Annotated in this window: 11 protein-coding genes; 6 read left to right on the top strand and 5 right to left on the bottom strand. The window is 36.9% G+C overall.

The features are described 5' to 3' along the window. Positions 1 to 52: 52 nt before the first annotated feature. Together KO509_RS10325 and KO509_RS10320 are read left to right on the top strand one after the other, a co-directional pair. Positions 53 to 1,450 (top strand): hypothetical protein, encoded by a 1,398-nt coding sequence (locus tag KO509_RS10325; RefSeq protein WP_215973194.1) that lies wholly within the window; start codon positions 53 to 55, stop codon positions 1,448 to 1,450. 283 nt (positions 1,451 to 1,733) lie between these two features. Next, the gene (locus KO509_RS10320) at positions 1,734 to 2,543 is read left to right on the top strand and encodes a Dam family site-specific DNA-(adenine-N6)-methyltransferase (RefSeq protein WP_215973226.1); all 810 of its coding nucleotides are present in this window, start codon (positions 1,734 to 1,736) and stop codon (positions 2,541 to 2,543) included. Positions 2,544 to 2,626: 83 nt separating this feature from the next. Here KO509_RS10320 and KO509_RS10315 read toward each other — a convergent pair whose 3' ends face one another. Together KO509_RS10315 and KO509_RS10310 are read right to left on the bottom strand one after the other, a co-directional pair. Next, entirely contained in the window at positions 2,627 to 2,827 is a 201-nt protein-coding gene (locus KO509_RS10315; protein ID WP_252727495.1) for a DUF2970 domain-containing protein, read from the bottom strand. Between the two features lie 205 nt (positions 2,828 to 3,032). Continuing rightward, entirely contained in the window at positions 3,033 to 3,704 is a 672-nt protein-coding gene (locus tag KO509_RS10310) for a TorF family putative porin (RefSeq protein WP_215973193.1), read from the bottom strand. Between the two features lie 302 nt (positions 3,705 to 4,006). Between KO509_RS10310 and rpe the strand changes: the two genes are divergently transcribed. Both rpe and trpS read left to right on the top strand, forming a co-directional pair. Continuing rightward, complete coding sequence (gene rpe / locus KO509_RS10305) at positions 4,007 to 4,675, top strand: ribulose-phosphate 3-epimerase (protein WP_215973192.1); 669 nt, start codon at positions 4,007 to 4,009, stop codon at positions 4,673 to 4,675. Between the two features lie 69 nt (positions 4,676 to 4,744). Then, complete coding sequence (trpS, locus tag KO509_RS10300; RefSeq protein WP_215973191.1) at positions 4,745 to 5,749, top strand: tryptophan--tRNA ligase; 1,005 nt, start codon at positions 4,745 to 4,747, stop codon at positions 5,747 to 5,749. A 172-nt stretch (positions 5,750 to 5,921) separates the two neighbouring features. Here trpS and KO509_RS10295 read toward each other — a convergent pair whose 3' ends face one another. Continuing rightward, positions 5,922 to 6,980, bottom strand: a complete 1,059-nt coding sequence (locus tag KO509_RS10295; RefSeq protein ID WP_215973190.1) for an FHA domain-containing protein — start codon at positions 6,978 to 6,980, stop codon at positions 5,922 to 5,924. Next, positions 6,971 to 8,239: a serine protease gene (locus KO509_RS10290; RefSeq protein WP_215973189.1), complete on the bottom strand. Its 1,269-nt coding sequence runs from the start codon at positions 8,237 to 8,239 to the stop codon at positions 6,971 to 6,973. The genes KO509_RS10295 and KO509_RS10290 overlap by 10 nt, the downstream gene beginning before the upstream one ends. A 398-nt stretch (positions 8,240 to 8,637) precedes the next feature. Between KO509_RS10290 and KO509_RS10285 the strand changes: the two genes are divergently transcribed. Both KO509_RS10285 and KO509_RS10280 read left to right on the top strand, forming a co-directional pair. Next, positions 8,638 to 10,845, top strand: coding sequence for a TonB-dependent receptor (locus KO509_RS10285; protein WP_215973188.1), 2,208 nt, complete (start codon positions 8,638 to 8,640; stop codon positions 10,843 to 10,845). A 160-nt stretch (positions 10,846 to 11,005) separates the two neighbouring features. Next, on the top strand, positions 11,006 to 11,410 hold the full coding sequence (locus KO509_RS10280; protein WP_215973187.1) for an MmcQ/YjbR family DNA-binding protein: 405 nt from the start codon (positions 11,006 to 11,008) through the stop codon (positions 11,408 to 11,410). Between the two features lie 201 nt (positions 11,411 to 11,611). On the opposite strand, the gene KO509_RS10275 is transcribed toward KO509_RS10280, so the two are convergent. Further along, positions 11,612 to 12,550 (bottom strand): MBL fold metallo-hydrolase, encoded by a 939-nt coding sequence (locus tag KO509_RS10275; protein WP_215973186.1) that lies wholly within the window; start codon positions 12,548 to 12,550, stop codon positions 11,612 to 11,614. Positions 12,551 to 12,630 lie beyond the last annotated feature (80 nt).

Here is a 12,630-nt window from a genome sequence, read left to right as displayed (position 1 = left end):
TATGCCTAAAGCCGTATAGTTTTAGGCATAGTAATTGTAGCAAGGGTTGAATATGTCGGCAGCAGCACACACTAACATAGATGAAGCTAGTATAGCCTCCATGCCATTAAATACTGAGCCAGCAGTCACATCAATAAGTGTTAGTGCACGTATTGAATATATTCAACGTTTTTCGAAACAAGCTGTTTTGATTGTTGATAACGATAGCGGTGTTTACACGCAAGCTGCGCGTCAATTTTTAATTAGCCTTGCCAAAGATAAACCATCAAAAGCAAACAATTCAGCACAAGAAACCAATGTCGCTTTTGTTTCTGCTTCATCAAAATTAAATGATATTCAAATGCGCTGTCGTTTTATTGAACAGCTTTTTGCTAATACCTTATTTGATCCAGAAAAATCACTCGCCGTTAGCCTTTTAACCCTAAGTAAAAAAAGCAAAGAAAGTATCACCATTGTTGTTGAGCATGCACACGCTTTATCATTACAAATGAAATACGAACTTTGTCAGTTAGTTGACGTAGCAAATAAAACCCAAAGTAAAATCAACGTTGCATTGTTTGGTAATGAGCAAGCGGCACAAAATGTTGCAAAGAATAAAAGTATTTTTAAAAATAAATTGGCGATAATTGATGCAAAATCAGGACAATTATTCCCGCTAGATCACGCCAAGTTTACTAGTGACAAGGTAATGTTTAGCAATAAACTGTGGTTGAAGGTAGCAACGGCCGCATTAGTAATTTTTGGACTTATTGGCCTATCTTGGTTTGTACTTATTAATTACAACAACTTTAGTTTATCTCAATTACCAGAATCAAATATTAACGACAGCGTTATAATTGCAAACGCGCAGCAGTCAAATGAACAGCCATTAGCACAAGGTAATAATGCTATTGCGCTACCTGAAGCCGATGAATTCGCGACCACAGTAGATATTCAGGCAGCTTTAATGGGCGAGCAACAAACGGTTGCTAGCACTGAGAATCGTTCAGCTCAAACTGAGGACATTTTACAAGCATTAGACTTAGCTGAAGTTAAAGAGCCAGCCGTAACCACAGAAAAATTGATACCGGTTACCGCACCAAAGGCTGCGGCTAAAGCAAAACCCGAATTAGCAACAAAAGAAGCTGTAAGTAAGCCTACAGAAGTTACTCTGCCTTTGGCATTAACGCCGAATTACTATTTAAATGCGCCTAAAGGTTATGTTGTCCAAATTGTAGGATTCACCGACTTAACCTTGTTAAAAAGGTTTATGAAAGCCAATGCTAATTTGCAATACTTTAGTTATCAGAAAAAATTAAATGATCAAACGTTTATTGTATTAACAACAAAGATATTCGAAAATAAAGCCCAAGCTAATGAGGCTATCAGTGCTTTACCTAAAGAAATTATTGATAGAGGGGTATGGATTAAAGATCTCGCACTTGTTAAAGCAGAAATTAATAATCGTTAGGCTTTACTTTAATCACAATATTATAAATAAAAATGAATATCGCTAAAGGGTAAATCAAGATACAATTACCTTTCATTTTTATTGGTTGCCTATTCAAAATAATATGATTCAGGCGAGCATGAGCAACAAACATTGTGCATTTTTAAAGTAGCCTCGATAGTTCTATTTTAAAAAAACTTTGAAAACTGATATACAATCTACTTCTCGGTAAATATCTATGTTAGCTCTAGCTACTATTAACTTATAGGTCTCTTTTGTGACTAAAGCTCAATCACTAGCTGGAATGCGATCTGCCTTAAAATGGGCTGGTGGGAAAAAAAAAGTTGTACATGAAATTGCTAGCTTATTACCTAAAAGAGGTAAAACAAGACTAGTTGAACCTTTCGTGGGCGGTGGTTCTGTATTCCTTAATTTAGATTTTGATGAATATCTTTTAATAGATATGAATAAAGATCTGATCAACCTGTTTAATATCATTAAAAATCAGCCGACAGCATTTATCGCTGATGCACAGCGCTTCTTTACAGGCGGTAATAATGATTCAGAAAAATATTACCAATTACGAACCCAGTTTAATCAATCGACTGATCCATACGAACGTTCACTCTTGTTCTTATACCTAAATAGACACGGGTATAACGGACTATGTCGTTATAATAAAAGCGGCGGCTATAATGTTCCTTTTGGTAGATATAAGCATCCATATTTTCCAAATGCCGAGCTAGAGTACTTTTCTGAAAAAGCCCAAAGAGCAACATTTATTCAAGGCGACTTTGAAACGGCATTCACTCAGTTAAATGTGAGTGACGTGGTGTATTGTGATCCACCTTATTCACCAATTAACCCAACGTCGAACTTTACTGCCTATGCTGGTAATTCGTTTACCGATGAAGATCAAAAGCGATTAGTAGACTATGCTGAAATAGCCAAGAAAAGAAATATCCCTACATTGATATCAAATCATTATGTTGACTTTACGCGTGAACTTTATAAAGGAGCAACCAAAAAGAAGTTGTTTCAAGTACAGCGTTCAATAAGTCAAAAGGGTAAAAGTAGAGTTAAGGTACAAGAGATTTTAGCGTTATATAAATAACTGAGTGTGGTGATCTATTGCTAACAAAGCTACGCATCACATCAAGATACAAGGTTAATTATAATGGTATTAGATCAGAAAAGTTAGTTAGCAGGCATAACCAAATTTACAATTATCAGTAAAGCGGTAATGAAAATAGCAACACTAATAATACCGACAATAATAAAATGGCTTATTTTTCCCTGAGAAAAATCATTTTCTCTATTTTTATTACTTTGCACCCCAAAGAACGCAGCCGCTACACTTTTAAAGGTGTTTTTCATTGATGATGTTTTATCTGACATCGATTACTCGAAGTTAAATGAATGAGTAATGAAAACTATAGTGCAATAAATCAACAAAATCTAGCAAATTCCGTAAATGCGACAATGCTCAGCTTGATAACTAACAATGCTATAACTAAAAAGCGCTAATTGCTTATATCGGCAATTAGCGCTTTCTTGTTTCTTAGTGTTTTTTGTTTTTATTAATGTTTTTTAAGCTTTAGGCTTATAAATCAATATCAATCGCGTAAGCAACGTATACTTTTACATCGCCTGCAGCACCGTCTAAATCAGTTGCAGATGCACCAAAAGTGAAACCTGATTTTGAGATACTTACACCATAGTCAATTGAATCTTCAGCTAACCAATCACCGCTATATGAACCAATGTGTAAATTAACTTCAGCGTCATTTTGTAGTGCAATTGCATAATCGGCACTAGCATAAATAGTATCGCCAGCATCTGCACCTTCACCAGACGTTAATACAGATACACCAAGGGTTAATGCTTGAAATGAAATGCTACCGTATACTTCAGAAAAATCAGCATCACCAGAAGTTTCATCAGGGTAAGCGTAATAGATAAAGCCAACATCGTATGAAACATCTTCAGAAATTGCGCCGCCAAAACCAGCGTAGAAATCTAGTTCATAAGTCATGCCTTCAGCCCAGCTAGCATTTGAAGCCCATGTACCAACATAGAAACCTGAATCAGCAGCATAATCAATACCACCTGAAATAGCTGAGTCACCATTTGTTTGCTCTAAACCACGCCATAAATAATTCGAGGTTGCAGCAACATTAGCGCTTAAGCCTTCAACCGCTGAAGCTGAAGTAGAAACCATAGCTGATGTAGCTAAAATTGTTGTGAGTGCGATATTTAAAATTGATTTTTTCATATTTATCCCTTTATATTTTATATTATTATTAAGTTTAAACTGCTAATGATTTTGCAAAGATGATGCCCGTATGGAAAATAGTACGTTTTTATTATTAAAATTCTTATTTATCCGTTGGTTACATTTTAGTCTTTTATTTTACTCTCGATATTAACTTTCAATAATTGCACTATAATGGTGCGCTATAAGTTCGTTTGTACTAATGATGTGCATCATTTCATTTGGCTCACGTTATGGTTGAGACTCGTATTTTTAAGTGGCTTGGGTATAATACTGATAATTTTTCTGATTGAGCATATATTATGTCTTCTTTTCTAATTGCACCTTCTATTTTATCTGCTGATTTTGCTCGCTTGGGTGATGATGTTGCTAAAGTTTTATCTGCGGGTGCTGATGTAGTGCACTTTGATGTTATGGATAATCACTTTGTGCCTAATTTAACGTTCGGGCCAATGATTTGTCAGTCATTGCGTGATTACGGTATCACCGCGCCAATTGATGTACATTTAATGGTAAAGCCAGTTGATGCATTAGTTCCTCAGTTTGCCAAAGCGGGTGCTGATATCATTACTTTCCACCCTGAAGGAAGTGATCATATTGATCGTACCTTACAGCTGATAAAAGATAACGGTTGTAAAGCGGGTTTAGTGTTGAATCCGGCAACGCCTTTACAATGTTTAGATTTTGTTATGGATAAACTTGATGTAATTTTATTGATGTCAGTTAATCCAGGGTTTGGTGGACAATCTTTTATCCCAACAACATTAGACAAATTACGTTTAGTGAAAGAAAAAATTAACGCAAGCGGTAGAGATATTCGTTTACAAGTCGACGGTGGCGTGAAAGCTGATAATATCGCTGATATTGCTAAAGCTGGTGCAGATATGTTTGTTGCGGGCAGTGCCATATTCTCACAACCCGATTACAAAGTAGCTATTGATGCTATGCGTGCTGAACTAGCAAAAGTGTAGATCGAAAACAAAAAATCATACATAACAAAATGGCTAGGGGCGCAACTCTGGCTTTATTTAAGGAACATCATGAGTAAACCTATTGTACTAAGTGGCTGTCAGCCATCTGGCGAATTAACTATTGGTAATTATTTAGGCGCATTAAAACAATGGGTCGATATGCAATCTAGCAACGAATGTTATTATATGTTGGTCAACCAACACGCAATTACTGTTCGACCTAAGGCGGAAGACTTACGTAAAGCGACCTTAGACGGCCTAGCGTTGTACTTAGCTTGTGGAGTAGACCCAGAGCAAAGCACTATTTTTATCCAGTCACATGTACCTGCACATGCGCAATTAAGCTGGGTGTTAAATTGTTATACCCAAATGGGTGAATTAAACCGTATGACGCAGTACAAAGATAAGTCACAAAAATCTGAAGCAAATATGAACTCAGGTTTATTTACTTATCCGGTATTAATGGCAGCAGACATTTTATTATATGGCGCTGATAGCGTACCTGTTGGTGATGATCAAAAACAACATTTAGAATTAGCGCGTGATATTGCGACACGTTTTAACAATATTTATGGTGATATATTCACTGTACCAGATCCGTTCATTCCTCAACATGGTGCACGCGTGATGAGTTTGCTTGAACCAACTAAGAAAATGTCTAAGTCTGATGACAACCCAGGCAACTTTATTGGTTTATTAGAAGACCCGAAAAAAATTGCTAAGAAAATTAAACGTGCGGTAACAGACTCTGACGAGCAAGCCAATATTTACTACAATTTAGAAGAGAAACCAGGTGTTTCAAACTTATTATCTTTACTTTCATGTGCTACAGGTAAGTCGATTGATAGCTTAGTACCTGACTATGAAGATAAAATGTATGGCCATTTAAAAGGTGATGTGGCTGATGCTGTTGTTGCTATGTTAGAGCCAATTCAAACTAAATTTCATCAATATCGTGCAGACCAAGCTTTTCTAGATCAAGTAATGAAAAGTGGCGCTGAAAAAGCATCGCTTCGCGCTGATAAAATATTAACGTCAGTGTATGATGCGGTAGGTTTTATTCCTCGCCCATAATGTGGGATATAATATGGCGTTAATTGTTAACGCTAGCCACTTTTACTAGCCACTTTTAGTAATATAAAAAGTGGCTAGTCTATTCTAAAGCTTTTACTGCTTAAGCCTGTAATTGTAGGCTTATAATTTTAGGCTTGTACTTTGTAGAGTTAACTGAAAAATCTTAACAGTACTACTCTTTAACTGCTTCCTGCTTCGTTTTATCAAATAGCTTACTGCTATCTTCAATAAAATCATCGACACTAGCGCTTGATGAAATGAGAAAGCTTGGCATCATAATCGTCGCATTATATTGCGGTCTTGGATCAAAATCAGGCTTATTGCTGTATTGCACTAAATAACTACCACCAAACAATAATAAGGTCATGCTTGCCGCAACAACTAGGCGTCGTCTTGCTGACATATGGAAGCCAATATAGCTATTAAGCCAAAATAAACTAAACGCTAAGGCAATAGAAATAAGAACAATCAGTAAAGCGGCTAGTGAATCACTGGTACTGTTAAATTTAACAACCCCTTCTAAGAAATCGCTAAACCACATAAGATTGAAAAAAGCGAAACTTATCCCTATTTGCGCCATTATTCGCGTTTCATTTTTACTTAAGTAAGAAACTAAAGCGACTCCAGCAGGCCATAAAGCAAAACCGAGAGTCATACCAATGGTTGGCACTAACAGCTGGCTAAAATTAACTTCTTTTGAGGTATTAAGATAAAACACGTTACCAGCAATCAAGGTAAATAAAATCAAACTTGATAGCAGCACAACAGGGTGGCGCATTAAATTAATAAAGCTTTCAAAAGGGCTAAAAGGCAAGGTTGGTTCAACAGGGTGATGATTAAATAATATTCTTAACTGACTTTTCCCTAAGGTAATAATATCGCCGTCATTGATTATGTGCTCATTTGCTGGACGCTTTTTTTGCGCTTTATTTTCAATATAAGAGCCATTCAATGTTTGATTATCGGTAATTTTCCATTGACCATCTATTTCATCAATACTGATATGGCTAGGGCAAATATGCGGATCATCTAAAATAATGTCGTTATGATAATCACGGCCAATATGTATTTGCGGTTTTGATAACCTATGTCTGTGTAGTAATTTATGATTGCGACTAATTTCTTCAATGATGATTTCACTTGCTGCTATTTTCTCTATCAGCGATTGATTTTCTGCTATTTCATCATTGTCTATTAGTGATTCAGGCATATCTGTTGTGGTTACTTCCATAATACCGCCTCCATAAATTGACGAGTAAAGGCTAACGCATTCGGCTGACTAACCCCTGCTATGGTAAAGTGGCTAACAATAGCTTGCTGATCTTTATCTACCGAAGCAGCTAAATAAAGTACATCGTATAAATCAGGGAATTTTTTATAAGCACGAGTACAAAAGACTGTTTTATTGTTAATCGCTTGATTATCAGGCATTACTAAATCATCGTGACATTGAAATTCAGTTACATTTTCTTTATCAGCTCTATTGCCTGCATTGGCATGAGCAATTTGTTGCTGATATAAGTGATAAAACTTATTAGTGCTAATATCTTTCGCTTGCATCGTTCTAAATTCAATTTCCATGGTGCCGGTAAAGAAGTTAGATGAAATATAAGTATTTTCATCCAAAGAACAATTAGCGACAGCGGTTAAAATCAACGCATCTGCTTTATCTGCATTTGAATTGCCCCAGCAACGAATAAAAGGTACGTCAATAATAGGAATAATCGCGGCTTCACCAAGCTGTTTTTCTTGCCATGTACTGTTTAAAATAGTCTCTATTAATTTATTTTGACTCGCCATTAATTGTGCTGTCATCTGTTGTTCAATGCTATTAGGTGGAGCCTTTAAAAAGCTATCATATAATGCGACTAACTTGTCATGAGGTACAAGAAAACCGATAGAGTTACCCGACGTTGCGACATTAATACCAACAACTTCCGCTTCCTTATTTACCACAGGGCCACCGCTCATCCCTGAATTAATTGAACCCGTAAAATGAATGCGATCATTAAACGACTCTCTTTTCAGGCCATTATAAGTACCGGGCACAACAATCATACCTAAGTCATGAGGGTTGCCTAGCGAGAATAGTTGCTCGCCTTTATGTGGCGATGCTTTTGATAGTTGGAAATAAGGCGTTTCTTGCACAACATCACGTCTAACTAATGCTAGGTCATTGATCACATCTACGCTTTTTAATATTAAGTCACCGGTATTTCCCTGACCATCAAGGTACTCTATTCGGTATTTTTGAGGATGCAAAGCATAGCTGGAAATAACATGATAGTTAGTAGCAATAATACCGTCGTTACTTATTTGAAAACCAGAGCCAATAGACGATTTCTCACCACTGGCTTTGTCTATTAATTTTATTTGAAAAAGCGAAGGTTTAAGTTGGTTAAATAATTGTTCTGCTTGCTCTTCGGCAAAACTAGTCTTGCTTAGTACTGTACCGAGTAAAAAAAGCGCTAAGCTAAAAAAAACTTTCATTCAGATTCCTGTTAAAAAATTGTCGTACCATTGTGCCATTGTCAGCGCATTAGTCACTTAGTATTTTCTATATTATTATTCTACTTGTTTTTTTTTGACAAAACACCCTAGTACCTAATACCAGATTCATTAATTAAGTAACGATGTAGTTGGTAATTTTAACAAGTAGAAATGATTACATAGTTAGTGAGATTGGTATAAGTAAATATATCGCTTGAAACTAGCACGAAAAGGTCGCTTTATTGATCTAGTACAAGTAAACAGGTTGTTGCCTGTGACATTTTGTCGCACATTGGCTATTTCCCTTTGTTCTCTCTTAACTATCCCGTAAGAATACACACCATTGAATAAAAGTTAAAAACCAATTTAACCAACCTTTTAACATTGAGTGAAATTTTATGCGCACTTCTATTACGCGTTTATCTCTTGCCGTAAAACTTGTTTTACTATCAGCAATAACTTCTTCGCCTCTTATCATGTCAAATACAGCTTTAGCCGATGAAGCAAAGGGTATTAGTGACAATTTAGAAGTCATTACTATTACTAACCAACGCCATCACAGTTTAGAAAGTAGTATGGGATATGCACAAGGAAAAACCAGTGTTCCTGATCTAGCTGACTGGCTCATTTCAGTTCCAGGTGCAAACATTAATAGCAATGGCCCAATTACCGGTATTGCACAATATCGGGGCTTGTACGGTGACAGGTTAGCCACGTCACTTGATGGACATCCTGTTATTGGTGCCGGGCCTAATGCTATGGATACGCCACTGAGTTATTCAACACCATTAATTGTTGATTCAATGACCGTATATCGTGGCATTGCACCGGTATCAGCAGGCATTAATACCCTTGGTGGTGCGATTGAAGTGAAAATGCGTAAAGCTGAAACAATGAATAACACAACCACAAACGTAAATGGCGATATTCAAGTTGGCTACCGTAATAACAACAGCGCTAAAACTTTATCAGCGGTGACCAATATTGCTAAAGATAATATTGCCGTTTTACTCTACGGTAATAGCCAAGTAGGCGATAGTATGGAAAGCAGCAACGACGTTGTTATTCAACCTACCGATTTTGACAAAGTACAAGTCGGTGGTGACATTCGTTATAGCAAAAACGATAACGAAGTCGGGCTAAGCTACCATTACACCGACACTAATGACTCAGGTACGCCAGCGTTACCGATGGACATTGAATATATTGAAAGTCACCGAGTGACGTTAGATGGTGTTTTTAGTTTACATGAATGGCAAGGTGAATGGCAGCTAGGCTATACCGATGCTGATCATGGCATGACAAACTTTTTAATGCGTACAAACGATGATCCTTCCGCCTACCGCCGTAATAACGCGACAGCAGAAACGTCAGACTTCAGCTTTGAATTAGCGAAAGAATTTGATTTTGGTGAGCTATCTTTTGGTATAGATGGATATTTTGCAACCCATGATTCAGTGATCACTAATCCAAATAATATGATGTTTGAAATTGTTAATTTTAATAACGTTGAAGACAATCGTTATGGCTTATTCGTAGAATGGCAAAAGCAGTTTAACCAAACCACAGTGCAGTTGGGTGCTAGGTTAAAACGAGCTGAGTCTAACGCCGGAAACGTAAGTACTTCAATGGCAATGATGGACATGGACTCAGATATGGACATGAGTGACGATATGGATATGAGCGATGGCATGGATTCAGACATGGAAATGCCAAGTATGGCAAGTTTAGCAAGCGAGCTACAAAATGGTTTTAATGAGACTAATCGTCAAGTATCCGACAACAACCTTGATATTGCGTTAAATACACAAACAATCCTTTCTAATAATTTATCGATTTCTGCAGGCATTGGTGTAAAAAATCGTGCGCCATCATACCAAGAGCTGTACCTATGGACGCCAATGGAATCAACCGGCGGCTTAGCTGATGGCCATACTTATATTGGCGACATTAACTTGAAGTCAGAAACGGCGTATCAATTCGATTTAGGTTTAACTTACCAAGATGATACGTTGATGATCGCGCCTCATATTTTCTATCAATCAATTGATGATTATATTCAAGGTACATCAATAGGCATGGATGATATGGCCGCTAAACAAATGGCGACTATGATGGCTGGCGACACGAATCCTCTGAAATTCTCTAATGTTGATGCAAAGCTTTACGGCTTTGATCTGAACGGTTATTACAACATTACCAACGAAGTACAGCTATTCACCATTATTAACTATGTACAAGGTGAACGTCGTGACATTAATGACAACCTATATCGTATTGCACCGCTTAATGGTCAAGTTCAATTAAGCTACACAGGGCAAGACTGGATGGTAAAAACAAGTTTAGTGATGGCAGCAAAACAAACGAAAGTCTCATCAACTAACGATGAGCAAGAAACTGCAGGTTATGGCGTACTTAATGTTGATGCTCAATATTATGTCAATAACGACCTTACTTTACGTTTTGGTGTGGATAACTTGTTAGATAAAAGCTATCAAAAGCATTTAGGTGGTTATAATCGCGTAAAAGGCACCGATATTGCTGTAATGTCGAGACTACCACAAGAAGGTGTTAGTGCATGGGCTGAAGCGACCTATAGTTTTTAATAGCTTTTTAATAGTAATGTAGTTCAGGTTAGCTAGTATTTAAAAAAGCCAATAGAAGCCCTGAGATGTCAGGGCTTTTTTTATGGTGCTTTTTCAGCTACTTTAATGGGTTAATATAGACAGCTTTGATAACAGGCAGTTTTGATAACAGGAAAATATTATGACAGCTAGCTTAATTGCTCAACAGGTAGAAGGTTACTTGCTTTCAAAGCCTGACACCTCTGTGTATTACCCTTTTGGTGATGATATAAAAGTATTTCGTGTGAAAGATAAAATGTTTGCCACACTTTCTTTAGGCAAGGGTACTGAAAAAAACACGAATGATAAAATGAAGGGGAGTTTTTGCATTAATTTAAAATGTGATCCTGATGAAGCTATTATGTTACGTGATATATTTCCTGCAGTAATCCCCGGTTATCATATGAATAAAAGACTTTGGAATACCATTATTCTTGATGGCTCAATACCGCAAGGAGAAATTGAGCGCATGATCGATAATTCATTTAACCTTGTGGTGAGTAAAATGACCAAGAAAGATCAGGCATCTATCTTGGTTCATTTATGACGTACATATAGCGTTTATAATATTCGTTGGCCACGGTGAATTAGCCCTGAAACTATCACCCATAGTATTGTCTGACGAGATAAGATTATTGGTAAAGATACTTAGGAAAGGTACTTGGGAAAGATAATTGAGAAAGATAAGTAAGACACTCACTCAAAAACCTATGTAATGGCATCTCTCATTCGTAATAATGCACATCATTTACAAACTCTGATGTCCAGGCTGTACGCTAATTTCAGGATAACTTTTAACTAACTTAATGAGTTTATTTAAACTTGCTCTACTACGAATTTGGTCAGTTGAAAAACTGCCCGGTTCAACACTATGATTCCAGCCCCACGACGTATGACTTGCATCACCAGTAAAAAGCACCGGGCCTTCAATGCTATTGACTAAATAGGCGGTAGAGCCCGCGGTGTGGCCTGGTGAATGAATGGCAAATACACTACCGTCACCAAATACATCAATATAGTCTGCAGCCCACTCTTGTAATGCGGGTCTACCTTCAAGCATTATATCGGTTATACCTTGCGTTGCCGCATATAAGAAATACCTTTCTTGAGTTTCACCTTGCCCTACATACAAAGGCACCTGTTTATTTATTGCCGACATACCACTGATATGATCAAGGTGTAAATGAGTTAAAAAAACACCTTTTAAAGCCACGTTTTGTTCGTTGATATAATCTTCCGTTGTAGTAAGTGCTGTCATTTTTTCTAATCCATATAACGATCCCAACCAACTAGGAATTCCTAACGACTGCGGATCATTATAAAACTGATGGCTAATACCGGTATCAATCAAAAAATCACCATGTATAGGATGTGTTAAATGGAAAGTATAAATTTGAATGTTTTCATCATGGTCTTCCAACCCTGCATGTTGTGCTGCTTCTGCATCAAGGTTAAGTAAGCCACTAAGAGGCACTTTCCAATTGGCAGATTTAATTTTTTTCACCGATATTTTTTTACCTGTGCTCAGGCTATTAACGAGAGACTGGTAATTACTTTTTTGCCCTAATACTGAGGTAATAACGGGGTGATTAGTTGGCGTTGCTTGGTTAATCCATATAATGAAAAATACGAATAATAAGCTAAGAACGCCAATTACCATCTTTATAGTTCGCTTACCTTTATGCATGTTATTTACCTCGTTATTGGGTGATGTAAGTATTCTCCTTTAGTAGTAAAAGAAGATGTGGCATAGTTTAGCTATTCCAT

The sequence above is a fragment of the Colwellia sp. C2M11 genome, from assembly GCF_018860915.1.
Classification (GTDB): domain Bacteria; phylum Pseudomonadota; class Gammaproteobacteria; order Enterobacterales; family Alteromonadaceae; genus Colwellia.
The sequence above is the reverse complement of the archived record's forward strand: the minus strand, read 5'-3'. Positions and strand labels throughout refer to the sequence as shown.

Coding starts and splice junctions, on each gene's coding strand:
- KO509_RS10325 (WP_215973194.1), top strand. CDS start 53: ATGTCGGCAGCAGCACACACTAACATAGATGAAGCTAGTATAGCCTCC.
- KO509_RS10320 (WP_215973226.1), top strand. CDS start 1,734: ATGCGATCTGCCTTAAAATGGGCTGGTGGGAAAAAAAAAGTTGTACAT.
- KO509_RS10315 (WP_252727495.1), bottom strand. CDS start 2,827: ATGTCAGATAAAACATCATCAATGAAAAACACCTTTAAAAGTGTAGCG.
- KO509_RS10310 (WP_215973193.1), bottom strand. CDS start 3,704: ATGAAAAAATCAATTTTAAATATCGCACTCACAACAATTTTAGCTACA.
- rpe (WP_215973192.1), top strand. CDS start 4,007: ATGTCTTCTTTTCTAATTGCACCTTCTATTTTATCTGCTGATTTTGCT.
- trpS (WP_215973191.1), top strand. CDS start 4,745: ATGAGTAAACCTATTGTACTAAGTGGCTGTCAGCCATCTGGCGAATTA.
- KO509_RS10295 (WP_215973190.1), bottom strand. CDS start 6,980: ATGGAAGTAACCACAACAGATATGCCTGAATCACTAATAGACAATGAT.
- KO509_RS10290 (WP_215973189.1), bottom strand. CDS start 8,239: ATGAAAGTTTTTTTTAGCTTAGCGCTTTTTTTACTCGGTACAGTACTA.
- KO509_RS10285 (WP_215973188.1), top strand. CDS start 8,638: ATGCGCACTTCTATTACGCGTTTATCTCTTGCCGTAAAACTTGTTTTA.
- KO509_RS10280 (WP_215973187.1), top strand. CDS start 11,006: ATGACAGCTAGCTTAATTGCTCAACAGGTAGAAGGTTACTTGCTTTCA.
- KO509_RS10275 (WP_215973186.1), bottom strand. CDS start 12,550: ATGCATAAAGGTAAGCGAACTATAAAGATGGTAATTGGCGTTCTTAGC.